Here is a 24182-nt window from a genome sequence, read left to right as displayed (position 1 = left end):
GACGCTGATGGTGGCAATCACCGCCATGGCCATCAGCAAGGCCAAGCCCTGCCCGGTCGGCTCCAGCCGGTTTATCGGCACCGAGAGCGAGACCATGCCGACCGCACCGGCATGGCGGGCGGCGCGACCAGGCAGGCATCGCAATGGACATGCGCCGGGACGGCCGGCGCCATCGGGTCGGGCACCTGCTTCGCCCCGCCCCCGGCGGCGCAGATCGCGATGGTCGCGGCGGGTGCCGCCCGCCAGGCACCGAACGGGGCGAGCAGCAGCGCCAGCGCGAGCGCCAAGCGGACGGCCAGCTGCCGCCGCGCGGTCATGCCCCGTGCCGCGAAGCTTTGCGCCTCAGGCCAGCTCGTACTCCACCTCCGGCACATAGACCGCCGCTTCCTTGCCGAGGCGGGAGGAATACAGCGTGAAGTGCTCCACCGCCATCGGCGGCAGGCGGAACAGGTTGTGCGCCTGGACGAAGGCGACCAGCTTCTCCGGCGCCGCCCGGTCGGTGCGCGCCAGGGTCACGTGCGGGGCGAAGCGCTTGCGCTCCGGCTCCAGGCCGATCCGCTGCAGGGCGGTCTCCACCTTGGTCTGCAGGAAGCCGAGCTGCTCGGTCTTCTCGACCCCGACCCAGAGGCTGCTGATCCGCCCGGCCTTCTCGAAGGTGCCGACGCCGCGCAGCGACAGCGCGAAGGGCTTGGCGCGGATATTGGCCAGCGCCTCGTCCACCTCCTCGGCCCGCCAGCTCTCGACCTCGCCGATGAAGCGGAGCGTCAGGTGGTAGTTCTCCGGCGGCACCCATCTGGCGCCGGGGATCCCGCCGGAGAGCAGCGCCAGCTGCGCCTTGATGGCGGCCGGCAGGGCGAGCGCGACGAAGAGGCGTATCACGAACCTGTCTCCTCATCAGGCGGGCGGGTTCGCCACCCGCTCCAGCAAGGTCTCGACCGCGGGGAGCATGCGGCGGAGGATCTCCGCCAGCCCCCGCTCGTTCGGGTGGATCCCGTCCGGCTGGTTCAGCGCCGGGTCGCCCGCCACGCCTTCCAGGAAGAAGGGATAGAAGACCAGCTCCGGCCGCTGCCGCGCGAGATCGGTGAAGACGGCGGCGAACTCCCGGCCGTATTCGGCGCCGAGATTGGGCGGCGCCAGCATCCCCGCCAGCAGCACCGGGATGCCGCGGGCCTTCAGCTTGTCCAGGATCGAGGTCAGGTTGGCCCGGCTCTGCGCCGGCGGCAGGCCGCGCAGCCCGTCATTGCCGCCGAGCCCGACGATCGCCGCCTGCGGGGTCTCGGCCAGCGACCAGTCGAGCCGCGCCAGGCCGCCCGCGGTGGTGTCGCCGGAGACGCCGGCATCGATCACCTGCACCGCCCGGCCGCGCGCCGCGAGCTCGGCCTGCAGCCGCGGCACGAAGCCCTGGCCCGGCGGCAGGCCGTAGCCGGCGGTCAGGCTGTCGCCGAGCGCCAGCAGACGGATGGGCCCGGCGGCGCCCGCCCGAAACACTCCGATACCGGCGATGGCGCTGGCGAGGCCTGTTCCCAGCGCGGCGCGACGGCCATATCCAGCGGCAGCCCGGAAACCAGAAGGCGCCATGGACAGCATCGCAAGCCACTCCCGATCCCTGCCCCGCCCCTTGGCCGGAGACGACGCAGCCGACTCGCTCATCGCGGCCAGGGACCTGCGGTTCAGGGTGGCGGGGGCGGCCGGGGAGGTCAACATTCTCCGCGGGGTGGACCTGACCATCCGGCGCGGCGAGGCGGTCGGGCTGGTAGGGCCTTCGGGCTCGGGCAAGACCTCGCTCCTCATGCTGCTGGCGGGGCTGGAGAAGCCGACGGGCGGGGCGCTGCGCGTCGCCGGCCGCGAGCTTGCCGGGATGGACGAGGACGCGCTGGCGCGCTTCCGACGGGAGACGGTCGGCATCGTCTTCCAGGCCTTCCACCTCGTCCCGACCATGACGGCGCTGGAAAACGTGGCGATCCCGCTGGAGTTCGCCGGCCGCCGCGACGCCTTCGAGCGCGCCCGGGCGGCGCTCGAGGCGGTCGGGCTGTCGCAGCGCACCGGCCACTATCCCGGGCAGCTCTCGGGCGGCGAGCAGCAGCGGGTGGCGCTGGCCCGCGCGACGGTGGCCGAGCCGCCGCTGCTGCTGGCGGACGAGCCGACCGGCAACCTCGACCGCGCGACCGGCATCGCGGTGATGGACCTTCTCTTCGGGCTGCAGGCGCGGCTCGGCACCACGCTGCTGCTGATCACCCATGACGAGCACCTGGCGGCGCGCTGCGGCCGGGTGGTGCGGATGGAGGATGGCCGGGTGGTGGAGGATGCGCCGCGCTGAACGGCATGCGGGACGCGGCGTTCCGCATTCAACGGCAAAGGAACCCGCCATGCGCATGGCCCTGCTGCTGCTCGCTGCCCTGACGCTCTCGGGCTGCGGGCTGGTCGCCCTGCCCTTCCGGGTGACGGGCGACGTCATCTCAGTCGTGCCGGTGATCGGCAAGCCGATCGGCGCGCCGATCCATGCGGTGGGCGACGCGATCGACTGATAAAGGCCGGGGGGGGAAAGTATTCTCCCCCAGGCCCCCCATCCTTTTCCGGGCCTGGCATCTGCCGTGCGACGCGTGCCGACTCACAAGGAGGAAGGGCGGGGCTTGGGGAGGGAATACCGGTCCCTCCCCAAGCCTGCTCTGATCAGGCTGCCTGCGCGGTCACCTCCGGCAACGCGCCGCTCCGCGCCACCGCCGCGATGGTCGCCGCGAGCTGCCGCGGCACCGCATAGTGCACCATGTGCCCGGCGCCCCGCACGACGTGCAGGATGCTGTGCGGCAGCGCCGCGTGCAGGCGCTCCGCCATGTCGCTGAACACCACCTTGTCTTCCGCCCCGGCCAGGATGACCGTCGGCGTGGCGAGGCTGCCGAGCTCGTCGCGGAACTCCAGCGCGCCCGGGATCATCAGCGCGCCGTCGTCGGCCGTGGCGCGCAGCTGCGAGGGCCGCAGCGCCATCCCGTCCGAATAGGTCTCGCTGAACCGCTCCGGCACCTCGCGCGGCGAGAACATCGCCCGCTTCGCCAGCGGCAGCATCAGCCGGCCGAGCAGCGGCGAGACGGTGTAGCGCAGGATGTCGCCGAGGCCCGGGATGGCGGCCAGCGTCACCGGCAGCACGTCCGGCCGCAGTGTCCAGAAGTAGTAGCCGGAGACCAGCACGGCACCGGCGATGTCGGCCTGGTGCCGCAGCGCCATGGCCAGCGCCACGATGGCGCCCCAGGAATGCCCGACCACCACCGGCCGCTCCACGCCAAGCTGCCCGGTCGCCTTGAACAGCAATCCGGCCTGCGCCTCGGAGGTCCAGAGCTTGCCGCGCGGCCGGTCGCTATGGCCGAAGCCGGGCCGGTCGAAGGCGATGACGCGGTGGCCCGACTGCAGCAGCTGGGCGGTGACGCCGCTGCTGTCCCAGTCCCCGCCGCTGACCAGGTTGCCGTGCACCAGCAGCACCGGCGGGCCCTCGCCGCGGTCGGTGTAGTGCAGCCGGACGCCATCGACCTCGACGAAGCGGCCCTGCGGCGGGTGGCGCCGCTCGGCGCGCTTCGCGGCGAGGCCGTTCAACACGGCAAGGGCGCCGAGGACGGCAGCGCCGACCAGGGGGATGCGGGCGGCGGCGGACACGGTGGTGGCGCGGAAAAAGGTCAAGCGGGCAAGTCCTCCGGGCAGCTGATGCTGCGTTGCAGCAAGTGCCAACGGCCGGGGGTGCGGGGGGTTCCTGGCGCGGACCCACCCGCCGGCGCGAAGCCCCGCCGCATCAGATCCCCGAGGGCCGATCCGTCGCGCCGGCCCAGAGATAGGCGGGTTTCGCCGGATCGCTGAGGTCCGCGTACCAGAGCGGATTGCCGCCCAATGGCTCGCCGTCGTCGATGACGGCGGTCGGCACGAAGCTCGCCCCTTCGGACAGCACCTGGACGACCGCGGCGTCCGCCCGCGGTTCTTGCCGGACCCGCGCCAGGGCGACCGCCGTCAGGCTCGGGGCGGCCTGCGCGATCGCCTTCGGGCCCGCGGGCGGCCGCACGAGCCGCAGGCGCCCGACATAATCCGCGAGGTCGAAGTTGCGGCCGGGACAGGGCTTGTCGGCGCGGATCTGGTGATGGGAGACGATGTGCTGGTCATCGAGGGGGATGCCCCAGCGCCTGGCGACCTCGGCCACCAGGGCGAGGCTGGCATCGAGTTGCGGGGCGCCCCACGGATAGGCGGCGTCGCCACGCCCTTCGTGCTCGATGCCGATCGTGTAGAAGTTCGGGTTCACCCCCTGCTTCAGCCCCTGCCAGCTCGGCTTGATCACCTTGCCGGCGTGAAAGGCGGTGTCGGTTTCGTTGACGTACTGGTGGACCTGCCCGGCCACCCCGACGCCGTAATGGGCCGAGACCTGCGCCGCCGGATTGTTGAACCAGCTGTCGGTGCCGGCGAGCGTGCCGTCCATGATGTGGATGACGATGGCTTCGGGCTTGAAGCCGGGCGGCCTGCCGGCGCGGAAGTTGGACGCGGCGCAGCCCTTCCAGGTGACCTTCATGCGCGCCTCCCGTCAGCCGATGGCGTTGAGGTTGCCCGCCTCGCCCTTGGCGGTCAGCGGTGAGTACTGCGTCGCCGCGGCCGGCGCGGCGGCCGGCGCGGCCTGGGTGGTCTGGCGTTCCTCGCGTTGCGCATCGTCCTTGCCCGCGACCAGCGACCGCAGCCTGACCATGTTCTTGAGCAGTTCGTACCAGAACGGCGCGCCGAGGCTGAGCAGGGCGATCGAGAGGACGACGCCGGCAAACCTCGACCGCCAGGGATCGAGCGGCGTGGCCCCGGTCGTCCAGCCCTGCAGCCAGGCATCGAAGGAGGCGGGAATCCGCACGAGGTCGGTGTCGCCGAGCTGATCGGTGACGTACTTCCTGGAGGCCTCGGCGACCTCCTGCCACGCCTGGTTGGCTTCGGATTGATCGGGAGTGGGCGGCGCGAATTTGCCGGGGTCGGCCAGGACCCGCTCGACCACCGCCTGGCGGAGGGCGTCGTCCGCCGACAGCCGGTTGACCAGGGCGAGCGTGTCCAACTGGAGCCAGAGCGCGACCAAGGTCGCGGCGAGCAGCGTGCAGAGGCGCACCCGCAGGGTGAAGGCGTCGGACACCCGGTCTATGGTCTGGTCGAACCAGTGGTTCAGCTTGCCGACGAAGTTGCTGCTGGCCAGGTGCAGGATCGCCAGGTTGACCCGCGTGCTGTTGGAGAGCTCGGGGTTTGTCTTCTCGAGTTCGAGAGCCTGGGTGCGGATGTCCTGCAGTGCCTGGGAAGGGTCCGGGATGCCGTTCTGCTCGAGCGACGCGGCCAGCTTCGCGTTCAAAGGGCTGGGCTGGCCGGGGCCCTGTGATCGCGCGGCGAAGTCGAGGAGCAGCTTGGTGAGCTCCTCCCGGTGGATGGTCGCTCCGGGCCGCCGGAAGCCGAAGAGGCTTGGCGCGGCGACGAGGGGGTCGCACAGGATGTCGCGGGCGATCTTCCTCGCATCCGCCGGGCCAATGCCTGAATCCAACAGGGAAATGAGCTTGGCGACCCCACCAACCAGACAATTCCCACGCAGATTGAATATATTCGTCAGGAATTGCGTAATCATCGTCACGACCACGCTGACCACAAGCATCGTGACAGCCAGGCCGATCAGTACGTCCAATGTTTTCAACATGTTCGTTGTTCCCTGTTTTCGGCAATTCTTGCGTCGAGGGAATGAATAACGGTCGTCGCGGCTATCGATGAGAGTTCGGTCTGCCGGAGGCCGCGCTGGGACCCCTGGCGAAGCCCGGCACCGGATCGTGCGGGAGGCCGGCGCGCCTGCATGTGCGCCAGCGCACGCCGGCCGGTGCGATCATGCGCGCGGATGCAGGGCGGGGCGCGACGCCCGCTCATCCTCGGGCCGGCGGTCCCTCCCCCGGGCGTCTCCACCCCGGACGGTCGAGGACTACCGGGCGGCTGGCGCCGCGCCGTCCGCCCGGCGCCGCTCGATCTCGCGCCACCGCGCCACGTTGCGGTTGTGCTCCTCGAGCGTCCTGGCGAAGGCATGGCCGCCGCTGCCATCGGCGACGAAGTAGAGGTCCTCGGTCGCCGCCGGCCGGGTCACCGCGCGCAGGGAGGCCGTTCCCGGCGCCGCGATCGGCCCCGGCGGCAGGCCGCGGATACGATAGGTGTTGAAGGGATGGTCGCGGTCGAGGTCGGCCCGGCTCAGCGGCCGGTCCAGCGCCCCGCCCGCCGCCGCGGCATAGGCGACGGTCGGGTCGGACTGCAGCGGCATGCCGCGCTTCAGCCGGTTCAGGAAGGCGGCGGCGATGCGCGGGCGTTCCTCGGGCAGCGCCGTCTCGCGCTCGACGATCGAGGCCAGCACCAGCGCCTCGCGCGGGGTGGCGAGCGGCAGGCCCTCGGCCCGCTCCGTCCAGGCGGTGTTGAGCGCGACCAGCATGGCGCCCTCGGCCCGGCGCAACAGCGCGGCGCGGTCGTCGCCCCATTGGTAGGCATAGGTCTCCGGCAGCACGGCGCCCTCCTCGGGCGCGGTGACCTCGCCGGTCAGGCCGGGAGTTTCCTGCAGCACCGCGACGATCTGCCGCGCGGTCAGCCCTTCCGGGATGGTGAGCCGCCGCTGCACCGGCCGGCCGGCCCGCAGCACCTCCAGCACCTGCGCGAGCGAGGCGCCGGGGGGGAAGGCGAATTCGGCGGCGCGCAGCGGGCCTTCCCCGCGCGTCGCCCAGGCGGCGGCGGCGAAGGTGCGGGCATCGGCGATGACGCCGGCCTGCTGCAGGGTGCCGGCGATGACCTCGGTCCCGCCGCGCGGCACCACCACCTGCGCCGCGGCCGCAAGCGGCCCGGGCGCGCGATAAAGCCGGAGCGCCTGCCAGCCGGCAAGGCCCGCAAGCACCGCAAGGGCCAGGACCGCCACGCCGAGCCGGCGCAACGCCCTAGTCATGGGAAGGGGACCGGAACGGATGCATCGTCATCCCGCGCGAACGCGCAATCCGGCCACGGGTGCCGGACAAGCCGCGCCCTTTCAGGGCGCGGCGCGGAAGACGATGCTGGCGTTGGTGCCGCCGAAGCCGAAGCTGTTGGACAGCGCGACCTCGATCGGCCGTTCCTGCGCCACCTTGGCGACGCGGTCGATGACGCTTTCGCGCGAGGCCTTCTCGAGGTTCACGGTCGGCGGCGCGACGCGGTCGCGGATCGCCAGGACCGAGAAGATGCCCTCGACCGCGCCGGCGGCGCCGAGCAGGTGGCCGATCGCCGACTTGGTGGACGACATGGCCAGGCCGCGGCCGGCCTCGCCCCAGAGCCGCTCCACCGCGCCGAGCTCGAGATCGTCGCCGAGCGGCGTCGAGGTGCCGTGAGCATTGACGTACTGGACGTCCGCGGGCGCGACGCCTGCGCTCTTGAGCGCGGCGCGCATCGAGCGGTAGGCGCCGTCGCCGGTCTCGGAGGGGGCAGTGATGTGGTAGGCGTCGCCCGACATGCCGTAGCCGATGACCTCGCCGTAGATCTTGGCACCGCGCGCCTTCGCGTGGTCGAGCGCCTCGAGCACCATGACGCCGGCGCCCTCGCCCATGACGAAGCCGTCGCGGCCCTCGTCCCAAGGGCGGGAGGCCTGCTGCGGGGTGTCGTTGTAGCCGGTCGACAGCGCGCGCGAGGCGCAGAAGCCCGCCATGCCGATCTCGGAAACCGCGGCCTCGGCCCCGCCGGCGACCATGACGTCGGCATCGCCGAAGGCGATCAGCCGCGCCGCGTCGCCCAGCGCATGCACGCCGGTGGCGCAGGCCGTCACCACCGAGTGGTTCGGACCCTTGAAGCCGTAGCGGATCGAGACGTGGCCGGAGGCCAGGTTGATCAGCGCCGAGGGGATGAAGAAGGGCGAGATCCGCTTGGTGCGGCCCGCGGCGACGTGCTGCGAGGCCTCGTGGATCGTCTGCAGGCCGCCGATGCCGGAGCCGATCATGACGCCGGTGGCGCAGCGGCCTTCCTCGTCCTCGGGCTTCCAGCCGCTGTCCTCGACCGCCTCGACCGCCGCCACCAGGGCGAGCTGGATGAAGCGGTCCATCTTCTTCTGGTCCTTGACCGGGATCCACTCGGCGAGGTCGAGCTTCCCGTCGGCCTTGGACCCGACAGGCACCTGGCCGGCGATCTTTGCCGGCAGGTCCTTGGTATCGAAGGACTGGATGGCGGAGATGCCGCTGTCGCCCGCGATCAGCCGCTTCCAGACATGCTCCACGCCGAGACCGAGCGGGCAGGCGATGCCCATCCCGGTGATGACGACACGCCGCGGCGCGGCTCCGTTAGCGAACACGCTTGGCCTCTCCGTCCCTGTCGTGCCGTTCTCAGGCCGCCTTGTGCTCGTCGATATAGGCGATCGCGTCCTTCACGGTCGTGATCTTCTCGGCGGCGTCGTCGGGGATCTCCACGCCGAAGGCCTCCTCGAAGGCCATGACCAGCTCGACGGTGTCGAGGCTGTCGGCGCCCAGGTCGTCGATGAAGGAGGCGTCGTTCGTCACCTTGGCCTCTTCCACGCCCAGGTGCTCGACAACGATCTTCTTAACCTTCTCGGCGGTATCGCTCATCGCCTGGTGTTCTCCTGATAGCGGCGCGTGACAGCACCCTGGCGGCCCCGGGACGGGGCTCCCCAAAGAGCCGGGGGGCTTAACACGGAACCCGGAGCGGGCCTAGGCGGTGTTTGCCGGGGAGGCAACCCCCCCTGCAAGCCCCGCCGCACGGTCCGCAACGCCCCACCCGTCTAGAAAGCCGAGGCGCCGGTCCTGTTGCAGGATCTCTAGCGCGGCGGCGGCGCCACCGCCAGGGCCAGCCGGGCGAGGCCCAGCATGGCCTCGATCGCCGCGCCCGGGGTGGCAAGGCAGGCCAGGGCGGCGAGGATCGCCACCTGCAGGGTGCCCCCCTGGCCGAGCACCGCCGCCGGCGCCGCGGCCGCGGCCGCGGCGAGCAGCCAGAAAGGTCCGTCCGGCCAGCCGCCGAGGGGGCCGTGGCGCCGGGAAACCTGGGGCCTCATGACCGGGGGCTTTTCCACGCGCGCCATCCGCCGCCTCGCCTGCTGGAGGAGAAAGCGGCCGAGCCTAGCGGAGGTTGCCTCGCCGAAGCCCGAACATTCAGGCGATGGAGAGGGGGCCGCGGCTCACAATGCCCGGTTGGCGCGGGCCAGCACCGCCTCGAACAGCACCTGGCAGCCGGCCTCCGCCTCCTCCGGCTCGATGCTCTCGGCCTCGTTGTGGGAGAGCCCGTCCTTGCAGGGGGTGAAGATCATCGCGGTCGGCACGGACCGGGCCACGTAGACCGCGTCGTGCCCGGCGCCCGAGACGATCTCCCGCGCCGGCAGGCCCAGCCGCGCCGCGGCCTGGCGGACCAGCTCGACGCAGCCGGCATCGAAGGGCTGGGCGGGCAGGCGGAACAGTTCCGTGAGCTGCAACGGCGTGCCGCAGTCGCGCGCGAGGAAGCCGGCCTCGCGCGGGAATTGCGCGGCAAGCCGCTCGATCTCGGCAAAGTCGGGGTGGCGGAATTCGACGCTGAAGCGGACCTCCCCGGGGACGACGTTGCGGCTATTGGGCAGGACGTGCAGCTGGCCGACGGTGCCGCGCCCATCCTCCCCGCGCGCGCGCATCATGCGGTCGACCAGGTCGATGATCCGGGCGGCGCAGACCAGCGCGTCGCGCCGAGCGGCGGGCGGGGTGGTGCCGGCATGGGCGTCCTGGCCGGTGACCACCGCGTCGTACCAGACCTGCGCCTGGGCGCCGGTGACGATGCCGATCGCCTTGCCTTCCTTCTCGAGGATCGGCCCCTGCTCGATATGCAGCTCGAAATAGGCATCGGCCGGGAACGGGGCCGCGGGGTGCCCGCCCTTGTAGCCGATGGCGGTCAGCGCCTGGTCGACCGTGACGCCGTCCACGTCCTGCAGGGCATAGACCTTCTCCAGCGGATAGACCCCGGCCCAGGCGCCGCTGCCCATCAGGGAATGGCCGAAGCGGCTGCCTTCCTCGTCGGTCCAGTTGACCAGCTCGACCGGCGCCTCGGTCACGATGCCGAGGTCGGCCATGCTGCGCATCACCTCGAGCCCGGCGATGACGCCGAGCGCGCCGTCGAACTTGCCGCCGGAAGGCTGGCTGTCGAGGTGGCTGCCCAGCAGCACCGGCAGGCGGCCGGGGTCGCGCCCCTCCCGCCGGGCGAACATGTTGCCGATGGCATCGACGCGGACGGCCAGGCCGAGCGCCTCGCACCAGCCGCGGAAGCGGTCGCGGCCGGCGCGGTCCACCTCGGTCAGGGTCAGCCGCTTCACGCCGCCCTTCGGCGTCGCGCCGATCTCGGCCATGGCCATCAGGCTGTTCCACAGCCGCTTGCCGTCGATGCGCTGGTTGGTGCCGCTCATGCCGCCTCGTATCCGTCAGGCGCGCGCGGCGCCGCAGTTCCCTCACCATCGAATGGTGCCGCTGGCAAGGTCCGCGCGCGGGCGGCCGGGCGGGTCGACGCGACCGGGGTTCACCTCCGCCGGCGATCCGTTCTAGGCTCGCATCCAGTAGCCTATCTTTTTGATGCGCACCGACAATGCGGGAGGAGCAAATGACTGGCCCATGCCGCGGTGAAAATGCCGCATCCTCGGAGGGTCACGATCGTGGCGAGGCCATGCTGCGACCGCAGAAGGATGCGCCGCCGGATGCCGGCCCCGACCTCCCGGCCGGACCGGCCGACCACGCGACGCTGGTTTGGCACTGGAGCTATGCGGGCGATGGCTTTTCCGCCCGTGGCCTACTGACCACCACAGCGCTGGCCGATGCGGACGGGTTCTACCGGATCACCGGCATCACCGGCGAACGCAACGGCGAGGCGATCATCGCCCTCGAACCCGCGGGCATGGCAATCCCGGGCAATGAACCCTTTGCGGTCGACAACCTGATCCGGGCGGACGGCACCCAGCTCACGGGCAATGGCTTCGGCTACGAGCTTGAGGACGGCACCTTCGCCAACCCTTTCTTCGCCGATTTCCTAACGCCTGCCACCTACCTTGAATTCTTCTCCACCCCGCCCTTCGTACCGGGCATCAGTGCGGGGGACACCGAGCTGCCGGCGCACTTCGCCGCGGTTGTCCTGCATCAAGATCATCGTGGCGGGCATGGCCATGCGCCGCACCGCGAAGACGCGGATCACGGGCACGGCGCGGCCATGCAGAGCTCGGGCGGCTTCGTCGCCTCGGACTGGTTTGTCTGATACCAGGCGCACGCAGGATGAACCTTGGTACGCCTCGGACGCTAGGCGGGTCGGGTGCGGCGAGCGATGGTCGTTGCGGCGCGGGCTTGACATGGGCCCTGCGGCCCGGCCGCGTCATCCGCGGTTGCCCATGAGGACGGGCAGCCGCGACGGGTTGCGCCCTGGCCGCCGGGCGAACATGTTGCCGATCGCATCCACCCGGACGGCCAGGCCGAGCGCCTCGCACCAGCCGCGGAAGCGGTCGCGGCCGGCCTTGTCCACCTCGGTCAGGGTCAGCCGCTTCACGCCGCCCTTCGGTGTCGCGCCGATCTCCGCCATGGCCATCAGGCTGTCCCACAGCAGCTTGCCATCGATGCGCTAGTTGGTGCCCCTCATGCCGCCTCGGTTCCTTGGAAGGCGGCCGGTCTACCCCGCGATCGCCCGGGGTGAAAACACCCGGGGCGCGGGTCGCCGGCGCTGCCAGCGGGTCAGGCCTTGACCAGCGGGCATCCCCCCTGGCCCAGGGGCCGGAAGGCGTCTTCGGCCGGCGTGGTCTGCAGCAGCTTGTAGTAGTCCCAGGGAGCCTTGCTCTCTTCCGGCTTCTTGACCTCGAAGAGATAGGCGGGGTGCAGCTTGCGGCCGTCCTCGCGGATGCGGCCGGGGCCGAAGGCGTCGTCGTCGGTCGGCATCGCCTTCATCCGCGCGACGGCCTCGGCGCCCGAGGCCTTGGCCGCGGCGACGCCCATGTCGGCCACCGCCTTCAGGTAGTGCAGCGTGCCGGCATAGGTCCCGGCATGGGTGCTGGCGAAGCCGGCATTGCCGATCTGCGGCCTGACGCGCGCGGTCAGCGCGCGCGTCCGGTCGTTGAGGTCCCAGTAGAAGCTCTCGGTCACGATCAGCCCCTGCGCGGTGCGGAGGCCGAGCGAATGCACCTCGGTGATGAAGAGCAGCAGGGAGGCGAGGCGGATGCCGCGCCGGGTCAGGCCGAACTCCGCCGCCTGCTTGACGCAGTTGGTCGTGTCCGTCCCGGCATTGGCCAGCCCGATCACCTTGGCGCCGCTCGCCTGCGCCTGCACCAGGAAGGAGGAGAAGTCGGACGTTCCCGGGAAGGGCGTCCGCACGCTGCCGAGGATCTTGCCGCCCGCCGCCTTGACGAAGCCGCCGGTATCGCGTTCCAGCGCATGGCCGAAGGCATAGTCGGCGGTGATGAAGTACCAGCTGTCGCCGCCCGCCCGGACCGTCGCGCCGCCGACCGAGTTGGCCAGCATCCAGGTGTCGTAGGTCCAGTGCACCATGTTGGGCGAGCAGCGGATGCCGGTCAGGTCCGAACTCGCGGCCGAGCTGTTGATGTGGACCTTGTTCTTCTCCCGGCAGATGTCGTTGGCGGCGAGCGCGACGGAGGAGGTGGCGATGTCCACCAGGCAGTCCACGCCGTCGCGGTCGAACCATTGGCGGGCGATGTTGACGCCGACATCCGGCTTGTTCTGGTGGTCGGCGAAGACGAGTTCCACGTTGAACCCGCGCTGGCCGAAATCCTGGATCGCCTGGCGCGCCGCGGCGACCGAGGTCTGGCCGGTGACGTCGCGGTACATGCCGGACATGTCGACCGGCAGGCCGAGCTTGATGGTGTTCGCCGGATTGTTCGTCCCTTGGGCGCGGGCGCGGCGGAAGGGCAGCCCGCCCAGCGCCGGCAGGGCCGCCGCCTGCAACAGGGTCCTGCGGTTCAGATCGGCCATGATGTCACCTCCCCCTCGGCGGCGGTGTCTGCCGCACCGCCTGTCCCGGGGAGGCTATGGCATCGGGACCGCCAAGGGGAAGCGGAAGCGTCAGCCGCGGCCCTCGCCGCCGCGGAACCAGGCGCCGGAGGCGATGACCGAGACGATCAGCGTGCCATAGGCGACGAGCGCCACCGCCAGCGCGGCGAAGACCCAGGCGAGCGACCCCGTCAGCACCAGCGCCGCGTAGCCGCCGGCCACCGCGATCACCAGCCGCAGCAGCCCCGCCAGCAACGGCCAGAGCAGCCGCCCGGCGCCCTGCGAGGCGAAATAGAGCGAGAGGCCGAGCCCGAAGAAGCCATAGGTCGGCCCGACCACCCGCAGATAGGCCGCGCCCGTCTCCAGCATCGCCGGGTCGTCGCCGAAGAGGCCGAGCCAGGCCTCCGGCCAGATCGCCGCGGCGAGCCCCACCGTCTCGGTCAGCAGGAAGGCGACGGCGCCGCCGGTCAGCGCGATGCGCAGCGCCCGCCTGCCCTGCCCGGCGCCGATATTGGTGCCGACCAGCGCCACCAGCGGCGCGCCGAGGCCGAAGACCAGCGGGATCAGCAGGTACTCGAGCCGGTTGCCCGTGCCGTAGCCGGCGATCGCGTCCGGCCCGCCCGCGGCGGCGACCAGCGCCGTGGTCAGCGCCACCGTCGCGGTGGTCTGGAAGGTGGAGAGCGAGGCGACGGCGCCGACCTTCAGGATGTCGGCGAACATCGCGGCACGCAGCGGCGCCAGGCGGAAGCGGGCGATGCTGCGGCCGGAGACCACCGCCCAGCCGAGCAGCGCCGTGGTCAGCGCCGAGGTGATCACCACCGCCCAGCCGGCGCCGGCGACGCCGAGCGCGGGCACCGGCCCCCAGCCGAAGATCAGCAACGGCGAGAGCGGGATCAGCAGCGCGACGCCGAGCACCACGGCGAGCGAGGGCAGCATCATGTTGCCGGTGCCGCGCAGCACGCTGGCGAAGGCGTTGTAGAGCCAGACCAGCACGGCGCCGGCGAAGACCACGTCGGAATAGGCCAGCGCCGCCTCCAGCGAGGCGCCCTCCCCGCCCAGGCTCCGGTAGATCGCCGGGCCGAAGCCGATGACCAGGCCGGAGAAGGCCAGCCCGAGCAGGCCGTTGATGACCAGCGCGTGCAGCACCAGCGCGTCGGCGTCGTCGCGCCGGCCGGCGCCGAGGGCGCGGGCGATGGCCGAGGCGATGCCGCCGCCCATCGCCCCGCCCGAGAGCATCTGCATCATCATGAAGCCGGGGAAGACCAGCGCCATGCCGGCCAGCGCCGCGGTGCCGAGATGGCCGACCCACCAGGTCTCGATCAGCCCGACCGAGGCCTGGGCGAGCATGACCAGCGTGTTCGGCCAGGCCAGGCGCAGCAGGGTCGGCAGCACCGGCCCGTGCAGCAGCAGCCGCGTGCGCGGGTTCATTGCCGCGGCGGGGGCCGTGACGGCGGCAGGCGCAGGCGCGGCGGCGGTGACGGCGGTCATGACGCGTCCTTTGCGGAATCCGGGGAGCCGCGCCGGGCGAGGCGGCGGCGCGTCGCCTCCCCCGCGGCGGGGCCGGGGGCGATGACGAAGTCGGGGCCGGTGATCGGCCGGCCGCTGGCGCGGTCGACCAGCACGGGCTCGGCCGGCGTGCCGGTCCGGGCATCGACGAGCTGCACGCTGGCGCCTTCCGGGGCGAAGTGGCGGTTGCCCCAGGCCATCATCGCCAGCAGCACCGGGCGGAAGTCGCGGCCGCGCTCGGTCAGGACGTATTCGTGCCGCGGCGGGCGCTCGGAGTAGCGGCGGCGCTCGAGCAGCCCGTCCTCGACCAGGGCGGTCAGCCGGCGGGTCAGCATGTTGGGGGCGATGCCGAGGCTGTCCTGGAATTCCTCGAACCGGGTCAGGCCGGCGAAGGCGTCCCGCAGGATCAGGATGCTCCACCACTCCCCGACCCGTTCGAGCGAGCGGGCGATGGGGCAGGGCATGGAATCGAAGCTGGTGCGGCGCATGGCGGCACCCTAGGCCAAGCCACTATCAGCATGCAAGTCACTTGCGGCGGGCGACCGCCGGCCGGGGCGCCGCGGCCGCCACTGGGCGCAAGGGCCGGTGGGCAGGGCCGGACCGCCGGCCCTGCCCTCAGGTCGGGTCGACCGAGCCCATGGCCATCATCCGCAGGGCGGTGATGCTCGGGACGAAGAAGTACTCGCCGCCATGCGTCTCGACGAAGAGCGGCAGGTCGGCGGCGATGTAGGGCGGCCGGCCGGTCTGCGGGTCCGACTGCACGACGAACTTGTTGGCCAGCGGGTTGCGGGGGTCCCGCCGTCCGGTGATCGGGCAGGCGTCGTTGCCGCTGTCGAGGTCGAGCCCGTAGTGCAGCCATTGCTGCTGGATGAACTCGAACTGGCGGAACAGGCTGGTGCAGAGCGCCATGATGAAGACGCCGTGCTCCGCCCTGTCGTCCGCGCTGCCGGCCGGCGAGGTGTCGCCGTAGGGCATGCCGCGGCGCAGGATCCGCCGCCGGTTGGTCAGCTGGGTCGAGGCCTCGCCCGGCCTGGGGTCGGGGTCGAGCATGTCGCGCGGATTGACCCGCCGCACATGCGCCCCGAGCGGGCATCGCACCCCCGCCGGATCCTCGGCGTAGCGGTAGTTCCGCAGCCTGGCCCCGAACTCCGCGACCAGCGCCCGTTCCGCCGCATCGAGCGGCAGCCGCGCCCTGGCCTTCAGCAGCGCCGGCAGGTAGGGCGCCATGAAGCTCCGCTCGGCATCCCTGGTCGGGGCGACCACCAGCGGCACGCCGCTCGGCCAGCGGCCGACCATCTTCGCCATCAGCGTCTCCCGCGCCTCGTCCGGGTCGTCGATGCCGGCGGTGCGGCCGAAGGCCGCCGCGTGCTGCGTCATGGCGCGGGCGAAGCTGGCGGTGTTCTGGTGCAGCTTGCGGAGCGCCATGAAGGTGCCGTTCCGCATGAAGTTGCCGGGCACCGAGGCGACCGGCAGCTCCTGCCCCTCGCTGGCCTGGCCGAGCAGGAACTCGCCCGCCGCCAGCGGCGCCCAGCTCCTCGCCGGATCGAAGGGGCCGGGCCTGATCTTGCCCGAGCCGATGGCCGCGCCGGGGTCGTCGTCCAGCACGTCCTGGCCGGCGAAGACCGGGTCGGAGATGCCGTCGGTGAAGCCGAAGGGCTCGCGCGGCGTCGGCAGCAGCACGCCGTCCGGGCCGGCCTCCATGATGGTGCCGGAGTCCTGCCAGCGGTCCTCCGCCGGGCCGCGGCCATCCGGCCGCCGGCCATGGCCGCGCAGCAGCGCGATGCGGCCGCGGGCGAAGGGATGCTCGGGCAGCCCGACCAGCCAGCGCGTCCAGACCTCGAGCTCCGGCACCGGCCGGCCGGTCGCCGGATCGGCCTGGGCGTTGAGCGAGACCCAGAGATGGACCGCCTTGTCGTCCGCGCGGGTCGCGTCGCGCCAGACCGCGTCCCAATTCCCCGGCGCGCTCGCCTCGAGGTCGCCGAGGATCGTGTTGCGCGCCGCCATGCCCTCGATGAACTCGTCCGGCATCAGCCTGAGGGTCGAGACCGGCAGATCGAGCGCGGTCAGCCCGGCCCAGGTGAAGGCGATGTTCAGCGTCACCGCCGGCTTGTCGCGCACCGGCGCGTCCGCCGGCGTGTCGCCGTTGCGCCAGGGCTCGGCGGTGGTGACGGCCGGGCGGATCTGGTCGACCAGCCAGCGGCCGATCTCGCTGTCCCAGCGCCGCGGATCATGCCGGTCGCGGTTGACGTGGAACAGGAAGTAGCGGGCATAGGGAAAGCCGTAGCGGCCATAGGGGCGGTGGATGTTGCCCTGGATGTCGTGCAGGTCGAGCGTGCTCATGCCACGGCTCCCTCGGTGGCGGCCGGCACCGTGCGGGCGGCCGGCGCGGCGGCCGGCTGCGGTCCGCTGCGGATGAGGCCGGGCGGCTGGGTCGGCGCCGCCTCGCTCGCCGGGTCGTGGTCGCGCAGGAAGCGGCCGAAGGCGGCATGCAGCGCGGCCGGGTCGCGGCCCTGGTTCTCGATGACGAACTCCAGGAAGCGCTGCTGCAGGTAGATCGACTTCAGCACGTCCGGCAGCTGCGCGCCGCGCGGGAAGGGCACCCGCGCCTTCCGTTTGAAGGCGTTGTAGAGCCAGGCCAGGTAGCCGCCGAGCCCGAGCAGCACGAGCAGCACCGCCAGCCCGCCCCAGCGCGCCACCCAGGCGGCCGCGTCGTGCGCCTGGCTGTCGCGGCCGAGCGCGGCGTAGAGGAAGCAGGCCAGCCAGAGGCCGAGCGCCGCCAGGATCGGCTTCGCATGACGTCCGACCGCGCCGAGCGCCGCGGTCGGCAGCGCCAGGTCGGCCGGCATCCGCGCCAGGTCGGCCGGCCGCCAGTAGTCGTTGAAGGGGAAGGTGGTCTCGACCTGGCAGGCCCTGACGTAGCGGAAGAAGGCCTCGGCGGAGGTGACGGTCGCCGCGTCGAAGCCGTAGCAGCAGGCGAAGATCCGCGTCAGCTCCGGCCGCATCGTCGCCCAGAGCCGGTCGGTGAAGGCCCGCAGCGAGGCCTCCGAGCCGTCCGCCGCGTCGAAGTCGGCGGCGAAGAGCAGGAAGGGCGTGGCGAGCCCGTCGACCGGCTGGTGCACCGTGGGGTCGACCCGGCGCAGCTTGGCCAGCAGCGAATCGCCGGAGATGCGGCCGTTGTAGGGCGGCGCGTCGATCAGCACGAAGCGCGCCAGGTGGGTCATGGTGTTGCGGGTGAAGGGGCTCTGCGCCTCGTCGTCCCGGGTGGTCACGCCCACCTGCGAATTCGGCAGCGTCGCCAGCGTGTCGAGCAGCGTCTGACGCCAGGAATAGCGCTGCGATCCCGCCGTCGTGCCGAGCCGCACCGGCGCGAGCATCGTCAGGAAATAGTGGCCGCCATCGTAGTTCGGCATGGGTCCGCCTCCTCAGCCCGTCGCCTGGTCGGGGCGCGGCGCGCCGGGCAGCCATTGGCTGCGGTCGAAGTAGCGGCGGCGGGCCGCCTCCGCGCGCTCGGTCGCCGGCGAGGCGGCGGGCGCGATGCCATGGGCGCCGAAGGCCTTCTGCCGGTCGGCGAGCATCTGGTTGTACTTGATCGCGAAGGCGGCGGGCTCGGCGGCCGGGTGCTCCCGCGCCAGCGCGACCAGCGCGTCGCGCAGCTGCAGCGCCTGGACGATGTCGCGCTGCGCCGCGCCGGGGGTCGCGTTGTAGTAGTAGCCGGTCTGGATCTGGTTCGCCGCGATGTAGTCCTTGAAGGCGGCGATCGGGATCGAATGCGGGTACTTCGTGCTGGTGTACCAGAGGAAGTCGAGCCCGGTCGGGATGCCGTCGGCGAAGGCGTCGATGTACTGGTCCCAGGTGCCGTTGAAGTTGCTGAGGAAGAGCATGTAGTCGTTCCGCAGCGCGGCGGCGGGCTTCGGCTGGTCGGGGCTGACATGCGGCCAGTCGGCGCGGCGGATCACCACCCAGCGGGCGAAGTGGATGAACTTCAGCCCGAGCAGCCCGGCCAGCTGGCTCGGCGCCGAATGCGAGATCCAGAAGATCAGCCGCGTCAGCCAGGTCCGGAAGCCCGGCCGGATCGGCGTCAGCACGTTCATCGCATAGGCCTTGCCGGCGATGTTCGACATGGCTCCCTCCCCGCCCGCCCCGGGCGACGTCCGAGGACCGGACCGTGCTCCGGAGGAATTGGGGATACAAGAATATTGCATGCCGTCGCCGTGTTCCGGCGCACACCGCCGCGGCGCGCCCATCCGCCGGGCGACGGATCCCGGGGGATGGCGGCCGGCGCAGCGCCGGCGCAGCATCGGACGGCATGCGCCAGCCCGCCGATCATCCGCCGCGCCCGCCGGGGCGCCGTCGCCGCCCCGCCCCGCAGCGCCTGCTGGCCGGCTTCCTCGGCACCACCGGCGCGCTGCTCGGCTGCGTCGCGCTGCTGCGGCTCACCGACCATCCCTGGCTGCTGCCCTCGCTCGGCGGGTCCTGCGTCATCCTCTTCGGCATGGCGCGCGGGGTCATGGCGCAGCCGCGCAGCTTCCTCGGCGGGCACCTGCTGGCGACGCTGGTCGGGCTGGCCTTCCGCGCCGGCCATCTCGGCTTCGGCGGACCGGTCGAGCTCTGGGCGGCGGCGGCGGTCGGCGCCGCGCTGACCGCCATGACGGCGACGCGCACCATCCATTCCCCGGCCGGCGCCAACCCGCTCGTCGTCTTTGCCGAGCAGGCCGGGCCGGGCTTCCTCGTCGCGCCGCTGCTGCCGGGCCTGGCGGTGCTGTTCGGCGCGGCCTTCCTGGTCAACAACCTCGCGCGGCCCTGGGGCGCCGGCCCCTGGCCGCGGTTCCGGAAGGCTTCGCCGCGCCGCCGGGCCGTGCCAGACTCGGCCGCGAACCCCGGGGGAAAGCGCACATGATTGAGTCCCTGACCATCGGCTTCCTGCTCTTCCCCCGGCTCACCCAGCTCGACTTCACCGGGCCCTTCGAGGTGCTGTCGCGGCTGCCCGGCGCCACGGTGCGGACCGTCTGGAAGCAGGCCGGGCCGGTGCGCTCGGATACCGGGCTGACCGTGCTGGCCGATACCGCCATGGCGGATTGCCCGCAGCTCGACCTGATCTGCATCCCCGGCGGCCCCGGCGTCGCGCCGCTGATGGAGGACGAGGCGGTGCTCGATTTCCTCCGGGCCCAGGCGCCGGGGGCGCGCTGGGTGACCTCGGTCTGCACCGGGGCGCTGGTGCTGGGGGCGGCCGGGCTGCTGCGCGGCCGCCGCGCCACCACGCATTGGGCCAGCCACGACTTCCTCGCGGCGTTGGGCGCCGTGCCGGTGCAGGCGCGGGTGGTGCGGGACGGCAACCTCGTCACCGGCGGCGGCGTCACCGCCGGGATCGACTTCGCGCTCACCATCCTGGCCGAGATCGCCGGGCCGGAGGCAGCGCAGGCGGTCCAGCTGCAGATCGAATATGCCCCGGCCCCACCCTTTCAGGCCGGCGACCCGGCCACCGCCCCCGCCGCGGTGCTGGCGGCGGCGCAGGCCCGCGGCGCCGGGATGCGGGCGGAGCGAGAGGCGCTGGTGGCCCGCGTCGCCGCCCGGCTGGCGGCCTGACCCTGGCCGAGGCGCCCCCCGACCTGCCGGCGGCAGCCGAGCCGCCCGCCGGGGCCGCGGCCGCCCGCGGGCCGAACCGGATCCTGCTGCTCGGCCTCGGCTACCTGTGCCTGGTGCTGGCCGCCATCGGCGCGGTGCTGCCGGTGATGCCGACCACCGTCTTCCTCATCGTCGCCGCCTGGGCCTTCGGCCGCGCCAGCCCGCGCCTGCGGGCCCGGCTGCGGGCGCATCCCCGCTTCGGCGCCACGCTCCGGCACTGGGAGGACCATGGCAGCATCGGCCCCCGCGCCAAGCGGGCGGCGCTCGGCGGGATGGCGCTGGGCTGGCTGATGGTCGCCGCGATCTTCCGCGACCTGCTGGCCTCGGTCATCGCCGGGGGCTGCATGGCCGCCGTGGCAGTGTACATTCTGACCCGTCCGTCGCATTCTGCACCCGGAGGGTCCTGAGCGCCGCGGGTTGACCCCGCAGTGCCGCAGGAGGACGAAACCGGGCCAGGTGTGCCATGCCCGCCAGGGCAAGATCGCCAGCCATCGTGCCAGCGGGAGCCACCCCTGCGCCTGGCGCAGGCGGCGCCGGGGGCGGATGGCAGGCAAAGGCAAGGCGGGCGTCCCACATAGGACCCATACCTGACCAGAGGACGCCGCGATCGCCCGATCGCGGCGCGATGAATCGCCCCGGGAGGCCGGGGCCATGACGACAGGACGTATTCCCGTGGCACATAGTCCGGCGAAAGCCGATTCCGCCCAGCCGATCGACCCAGCCCAGATGGAGGAGGAGGTCGCCTACCTGGCCAAGCGCCACCGCGTGACGCCGGCCATCATCCGCGAGATCATCCGCCGGTCCGGCGCCAGCGAGCGCAGCGCGATCGAGCGCGAGATCCAGAAGGGCAAGGCGCGGCGCTAGCCCGCGATCGCCCTGGGTGGACCACCCGGGGCGTGAATCGCCGGCTCAATCAGGCCCTGCCCCGGGGAGTTCGACCGATGACCGCCGAGGAGCTGAAAGCCTGGGCGCTGGCGAATGGCTGGCAGATGATCGCCGGCAAGCCCAGCCTCACCAAGCCGTCGCGGCCGACGGAAGCCATCGTCCGCATGGACCTGAAGGCGACGGTGGTGAACATCGAGGTGAAGAAGCCGGCCGGGAAGTGGGAGAAGGTCTCCGGCGCGGCCTATGCCAAGGTCGAGGCCGACGAGGAGACCGGGCTGCCGCGCGGCCTCGGGCTCGATACCATTCCCGGCTTCACCATGCTGATGCGGGAGAACCTGGATGCCAGGGTCTTCGCCGGCATGGGCGGCGGGCCGAAGCGGCGATAGGCCGCCGAAGACGAAGATCGGGGAGGACAGGGCGATGCCTCCCCAAGCCGCTGCATCGCCCGTCGTGGCCCCGGCACCCATCGCATGGCGGGTGCCGGCCGACGCAAACAGATGCGGGATCGGACGCAAGGCATTCAAGGGGAGAGAACCCTCTCCCCGGCCCTGCCTCATCCCACCCGGCAGGAATTCAGCGCTGGCGCGCCTTGCGGGCCGCGTAGCGGGCGTCGCGCGCCGCTTTCTGCTCGGCCGCCAGCGCCAGGGCACGGGCCTTCTTCTCGGCGTCGAGCTGGATCGCGCGCTCGCGCTGCTCGGCCTCGCTGCGGGCGGCATTCGCCGCCTCCTCGGCCTCGCGGGCCGCCTTGGCGCGGGCCTCGGCGGCCTCCGCCTCGGCACGGGCCTTGGCCTCGGCGGCCAGGCGGGCGGCCTCGGCCTCGCGCGCGGCCTTCCGTTCGGCGATGCGGGCGTCGCGCGCCTCGGCGATCGCCTTCTGCTGGGCCAGCTTTTCCTGGACCTTCGGGTCGTCCAGCCCGGGGCGGGCCTTGAAGCGTTCCAGGACGGCCTGCTTGGCCTTCGCCTGGGTGGTCAGCCGGTCATTGAAATTGTCGTACTTGCGAGCATTCATGCGTGCTTTCTAGAACAGGACCGGGGCGCGCGGCTAGCCCGCTCGGAAGCGGGCCAGCCATGCCGATGCCTCGGGGCCGGCCCGCGGACACCGCACGGGTCGCGGCGATTGCCGGTTGCTGCGCTGCGGCGCATACCGGGCCGATGCCGTCCCCCAACGCCGGCACGATGCCGGGTGCCGCGCCCGGATCGACCCGGCGCCTCATTCTCCTGCTCGGCCTCGCCTCCTTCGCCGGCGCGCTCAGCGTGCGCGCGACGGATCCCTTCGTGCCGACCATCGCCGCGGAATTCGCCACCTCGACCGACCGGGTGGCGCTGCTGGCGACCGCCTTCGCGGTGCCCTTCGCGCTGATCCAGCCGATCCTCGGGCCGGTGGGCGATGCGCTGGGCAAGCGGCGGATCATCCGGGCGGCGTTGCTGCTGCTCTCCTTCTTCGCGCTGCTGGCGCCGCTCTCGCCGGATCTCGGCACGCTGACGCTGCTGCGGGCGCTGACCGGGATCGCCGCCGGCGGCATCATGCCGCTGACCCTCGCCACGGTCGCCGATGCGGTGCCGATCGAGGACCGCCAGGTGGCGCTCAGCCGCGTCGTGGTCTTCGCCATCGCCGGGCAGATCGCCGGCGGCGCCCTGGCCGGCGTGCTGGCGCCCATCATGGGCTGGCGCGGGGTGCTGGGCTTGTGCGGCGGCGTCGCGCTGCTGGCGGCGATCCTGCTCTTCCTCATCCCCTTCGGCGGCCCGCCCGAGCCGCGCCGGCGGTTCGAGCCGGTGCAGGCGCTGCGGCGCTACCGGTTCATCCTCGGCCTGCCGGCGGCCCGCATCCTGTATCTCGCGGTCTTCCTCGAGGGCATTTTCGTCTTCGGCACCTTCCCCTACCTGGCGCCGGTGCTGCAGGCGCGTGGGCTCGGCAGCGGCGGCGGGGCGAGCCTGGAAGCGGGCCTGGCGGTGGCGGCCTTCGGCGCCGGCGGCTTCGTCTATGCCGCGATGGCGCGGCCGCTGCTGGCGCGGATCGGCCAGTCGCGCATGGTGCGGCTCGGCGGGGCGCTCGCGGCGGCGGCGCTGCTGGGCTTCGCCTTCGCGCCGCTGGCGACGGTCTTCATCGCCGCCGGGCTGCTGCTCGGTACCGGCTTCTACATGATCCACAACTCGATCCAGACCCGGGTGACCGAGGTGGCGCCCGAGGCGCGCGGCTCGGCCGTGGCGCTGCACGCCTTCCATTTCTTCGGCGGGCAGTCGCTGGGGCCGGTGCTGGTCGGGCTGGCGATCGGCGGCTTCGGCGCGCCGGCGGCCTTCGCCCTGGCCGCGGCCGGGATCCTGGCGCTGAGCGTGCGGCTGGGCCGGCGGTAGAATTGGAAACGGCCGGCCCGATTGCCCGGGGCCGGCCGCTTCGCGGTCGGGGTTGAGCGGTCAGGCTGCCTTCAGGTGCTGCAGCAGCTTCTCCGTGGCGCCCGCCTTGTCCGTGCGGTCGATGGCGGCGAGTTCGGCGGCCAGGCGGTCCATCGCCTGCTCGTAGATCTGCCGCTCGGAGAAGGACTGGTCCGGCTGGCCGGCATTGCGGTGAAGGTCGCGGACCACCTCGGCGATCGCCACCGGATCGCCGGAGTTGATCTTCGCCTCGTATTCCTGGGCGCGCCGGGACCACATGGTGCGCTTGATGCGAGCCCGGCCCTTCAGCGTGTCGAGGGCTTCCTTCATCGCCTCCTCCGAGGCGAGCTTGCGGAGGCCGGAGGAGGATGCTTTGCCGACCGGGACGCGCAGCGTCATCCGGTTCTCATCGAAGGTGACGACGATGACCTGCAAGGTATGACCCGCGGCGGACATCGATTCGATGCCCTGCACGGTCCCGACCCCATGGGTCGGGTAGACGACATGGTCGCCGGCTTTGAATTCCACGTGTTTCGACGGCTGTCTCGGAGGAGGTGAATGGGGCCCGTCGCGCCGGACCGTCATGCCATGGGCATGGACGGGCGGCACGGGAGCGGGGAGAGGGGCGGGTGCCTGCGCCTCGGCAAGGCCGGGGGAAGCGGGCTTCGCCGCCACCGGCGGGGCCGGGGGTGGCGAATTGGGGCTTGTCATGGCGGGGGCGGCGCGGCCGGCTTCGGCGCTGCGGCTGGCGGCGGCCTTCGGCGGCGGTGCCGCCATGGCCGGCTTCGCCGCGGGCTTCGCGGCCGGGGCGGCGGGCCTCGGCGGCGGGGCCTGCGCC

29 protein-coding genes are annotated in these 24182 nt (G+C 72.5%); 9 read left to right on the top strand and 20 right to left on the bottom strand.

Translation table 11 applies throughout. The features are described 5' to 3' along the window. Nucleotides 1-71: 71 nt before the first annotated feature. The 3 genes from E2C06_RS28685 to E2C06_RS28675 are packed head-to-tail and all read right to left on the bottom strand — an operon-like array spanning nt 72 to nt 1578. The gene (locus tag E2C06_RS28685) at nt 72-317 is read right to left on the bottom strand and encodes a hypothetical protein (protein WP_133292006.1); all 246 of its coding nucleotides are present in this window, start codon (nt 315-317) and stop codon (nt 72-74) included. 25 nt (nt 318-342) lie between these two features. After that, complete coding sequence (gene thpR, locus E2C06_RS28680) at nt 343-879, bottom strand: RNA 2',3'-cyclic phosphodiesterase (RefSeq protein ID WP_193560518.1); 537 nt, start codon at nt 877-879, stop codon at nt 343-345. A gap of 15 nt (nt 880-894) precedes the next feature. Beyond that, nucleotides 895-1578 carry an arylesterase gene (locus tag E2C06_RS28675; protein WP_133292005.1) on the bottom strand — a complete coding sequence of 228 codons (684 nt, stop codon included), beginning with the start codon at nt 1576-1578 and terminating at the stop codon, nt 895-897. Here E2C06_RS28675 and E2C06_RS28670 point away from each other — a divergent pair. After that, entirely contained in the window at nt 1577-2317 is a 741-nt protein-coding gene (locus E2C06_RS28670) for an ABC transporter ATP-binding protein (protein ID WP_133292004.1), read from the top strand. The genes E2C06_RS28675 and E2C06_RS28670 overlap by 2 nt on opposite strands. Nucleotides 2318-2366: 49 nt before the next feature. Then, entirely contained in the window at nt 2367-2525 is a 159-nt protein-coding gene (locus E2C06_RS28665) for a DUF6726 family protein (RefSeq protein ID WP_133292003.1), read from the top strand. A 145-nt stretch (nt 2526-2670) separates the two neighbouring features. On the opposite strand, the gene E2C06_RS28660 is transcribed toward E2C06_RS28665, so the two are convergent. The 8 genes from E2C06_RS28660 to E2C06_RS28625 all read right to left on the bottom strand — a co-directional run bounded on the left by E2C06_RS28660 (nt 2671) and on the right by E2C06_RS28625 (nt 10393). Further along, nucleotides 2671-3666: an alpha/beta fold hydrolase gene (locus tag E2C06_RS28660; protein WP_206664728.1), complete on the bottom strand. Its 996-nt coding sequence runs from the start codon at nt 3664-3666 to the stop codon at nt 2671-2673. 109 nt (nt 3667-3775) lie between these two features. Beyond that, nucleotides 3776-4537, bottom strand: coding sequence for an N-acetylmuramoyl-L-alanine amidase (locus E2C06_RS28655; protein WP_133292002.1), 762 nt, complete (start codon nt 4535-4537; stop codon nt 3776-3778). A gap of 12 nt (nt 4538-4549) precedes the next feature. Then, a complete protein-coding gene (locus E2C06_RS28650) occupies nt 4550-5665 on the bottom strand; it encodes a hypothetical protein (protein WP_133292001.1) in 1116 nt (371 codons plus the stop codon). Between the two features lie 285 nt (nt 5666-5950). Continuing rightward, the gene (gene mltG, locus E2C06_RS28645) at nt 5951-6946 is read right to left on the bottom strand and encodes an endolytic transglycosylase MltG (RefSeq protein WP_241671516.1); all 996 of its coding nucleotides are present in this window, start codon (nt 6944-6946) and stop codon (nt 5951-5953) included. A gap of 81 nt (nt 6947-7027) precedes the next feature. Then, nucleotides 7028-8311 carry a beta-ketoacyl-ACP synthase II gene (fabF, locus tag E2C06_RS28640; protein ID WP_277751886.1) on the bottom strand — a complete coding sequence of 428 codons (1284 nt, stop codon included), beginning with the start codon at nt 8309-8311 and terminating at the stop codon, nt 7028-7030. Between the two features lie 31 nt (nt 8312-8342). After that, on the bottom strand, nt 8343-8582 hold the full coding sequence (locus E2C06_RS28635; protein ID WP_133292000.1) for an acyl carrier protein: 240 nt from the start codon (nt 8580-8582) through the stop codon (nt 8343-8345). A gap of 209 nt (nt 8583-8791) precedes the next feature. Beyond that, a complete protein-coding gene (locus E2C06_RS28630; protein ID WP_133291999.1) occupies nt 8792-9025 on the bottom strand; it encodes a hypothetical protein in 234 nt (77 codons plus the stop codon). 123 nt (nt 9026-9148) lie between these two features. Beyond that, nucleotides 9149-10393, bottom strand: coding sequence for a Zn-dependent hydrolase (locus E2C06_RS28625; RefSeq protein WP_133291998.1), 1245 nt, complete (start codon nt 10391-10393; stop codon nt 9149-9151). Between the two features lie 254 nt (nt 10394-10647). Between E2C06_RS28625 and E2C06_RS28620 the strand changes: the two genes are divergently transcribed. After that, entirely contained in the window at nt 10648-11229 is a 582-nt protein-coding gene (locus tag E2C06_RS28620; protein ID WP_133291997.1) for a hypothetical protein, read from the top strand. Between the two features lie 114 nt (nt 11230-11343). Here the strand turns inward: E2C06_RS28620 and E2C06_RS28615 are convergent, their stop codons facing one another. The 7 genes from E2C06_RS28615 to E2C06_RS28585 form a co-directional block, all read right to left on the bottom strand. Further along, nucleotides 11344-11553, bottom strand: a complete 210-nt coding sequence (locus tag E2C06_RS28615) for a hypothetical protein (protein ID WP_338324244.1) — start codon at nt 11551-11553, stop codon at nt 11344-11346. A 143-nt stretch (nt 11554-11696) separates the two neighbouring features. Further along, nucleotides 11697-12944: an ABC transporter substrate-binding protein gene (locus E2C06_RS28610; RefSeq protein WP_133291996.1), complete on the bottom strand. Its 1248-nt coding sequence runs from the start codon at nt 12942-12944 to the stop codon at nt 11697-11699. Between the two features lie 90 nt (nt 12945-13034). After that, a complete protein-coding gene (locus E2C06_RS28605) occupies nt 13035-14450 on the bottom strand; it encodes an MATE family efflux transporter (RefSeq protein ID WP_133291995.1) in 1416 nt (471 codons plus the stop codon). Beyond that, the gene (locus E2C06_RS28600) at nt 14447-14956 is read right to left on the bottom strand and encodes a winged helix-turn-helix transcriptional regulator (RefSeq protein WP_133291994.1); all 510 of its coding nucleotides are present in this window, start codon (nt 14954-14956) and stop codon (nt 14447-14449) included. Before E2C06_RS28600 ends, E2C06_RS28605 begins: the two co-directional genes overlap by 4 nt. Nucleotides 14957-15083: 127 nt before the next feature. Then, nucleotides 15084-16808: a Dyp-type peroxidase gene (locus E2C06_RS28595; RefSeq protein ID WP_133291993.1), complete on the bottom strand. Its 1725-nt coding sequence runs from the start codon at nt 16806-16808 to the stop codon at nt 15084-15086. Next, entirely contained in the window at nt 16805-17878 is a 1074-nt protein-coding gene (locus tag E2C06_RS28590) for a hypothetical protein (RefSeq protein ID WP_133291992.1), read from the bottom strand. Before E2C06_RS28590 ends, E2C06_RS28595 begins: the two co-directional genes overlap by 4 nt. Before the next feature lie 12 nt (nt 17879-17890). Continuing rightward, complete coding sequence (locus E2C06_RS28585) at nt 17891-18589, bottom strand: hypothetical protein (RefSeq protein ID WP_193560517.1); 699 nt, start codon at nt 18587-18589, stop codon at nt 17891-17893. Nucleotides 18590-18774: 185 nt separating this feature from the next. Between E2C06_RS28585 and E2C06_RS28580 the strand changes: the two genes are divergently transcribed. From E2C06_RS28580 to E2C06_RS28560, 5 genes are all read left to right on the top strand, one after another. Continuing rightward, nucleotides 18775-19365 carry an HPP family protein gene (locus E2C06_RS28580; protein WP_133291991.1) on the top strand — a complete coding sequence of 197 codons (591 nt, stop codon included), beginning with the start codon at nt 18775-18777 and terminating at the stop codon, nt 19363-19365. Then, nucleotides 19362-20051 carry a DJ-1/PfpI family protein gene (locus tag E2C06_RS28575; RefSeq protein ID WP_133291990.1) on the top strand — a complete coding sequence of 230 codons (690 nt, stop codon included), beginning with the start codon at nt 19362-19364 and terminating at the stop codon, nt 20049-20051. Before E2C06_RS28580 ends, E2C06_RS28575 begins: the two co-directional genes overlap by 4 nt. Then, nucleotides 20048-20497 carry a YbaN family protein gene (locus E2C06_RS28570; protein ID WP_277751887.1) on the top strand — a complete coding sequence of 150 codons (450 nt, stop codon included), beginning with the start codon at nt 20048-20050 and terminating at the stop codon, nt 20495-20497. The genes E2C06_RS28575 and E2C06_RS28570 overlap by 4 nt, the downstream gene beginning before the upstream one ends. A gap of 244 nt (nt 20498-20741) precedes the next feature. Continuing rightward, nucleotides 20742-20954 (top strand): hypothetical protein, encoded by a 213-nt coding sequence (locus tag E2C06_RS28565; protein ID WP_133291989.1) that lies wholly within the window; start codon nt 20742-20744, stop codon nt 20952-20954. Between the two features lie 77 nt (nt 20955-21031). Beyond that, a complete protein-coding gene (locus E2C06_RS28560) occupies nt 21032-21361 on the top strand; it encodes a hypothetical protein (protein WP_133291988.1) in 330 nt (109 codons plus the stop codon). A gap of 187 nt (nt 21362-21548) precedes the next feature. On the opposite strand, the gene E2C06_RS28555 is transcribed toward E2C06_RS28560, so the two are convergent. Then, complete coding sequence (locus E2C06_RS28555) at nt 21549-21983, bottom strand: DUF6481 family protein (protein WP_133291987.1); 435 nt, start codon at nt 21981-21983, stop codon at nt 21549-21551. Nucleotides 21984-22126: 143 nt separating this feature from the next. On the opposite strand from E2C06_RS28555, the gene E2C06_RS28550 reads away from it, so the two are divergent. Continuing rightward, a complete protein-coding gene (locus E2C06_RS28550; protein ID WP_133291986.1) occupies nt 22127-23326 on the top strand; it encodes an MFS transporter in 1200 nt (399 codons plus the stop codon). Nucleotides 23327-23386: 60 nt separating this feature from the next. On the opposite strand, the gene E2C06_RS28545 is transcribed toward E2C06_RS28550, so the two are convergent. Next, complete coding sequence (locus E2C06_RS28545) at nt 23387-23872, bottom strand: CarD family transcriptional regulator (protein ID WP_241671514.1); 486 nt, start codon at nt 23870-23872, stop codon at nt 23387-23389. Between the last annotated feature and the right edge of the window lie 310 nt (nt 23873-24182).

This window comes from Dankookia rubra, from assembly GCF_004355005.1.
GTDB lineage: Bacteria > Pseudomonadota > Alphaproteobacteria > Acetobacterales > Acetobacteraceae > Paracraurococcus > Paracraurococcus ruber_A.
Note: the sequence above shows the minus strand (reverse complement) of the source record. Positions and strands in the feature narration are given on the sequence as shown.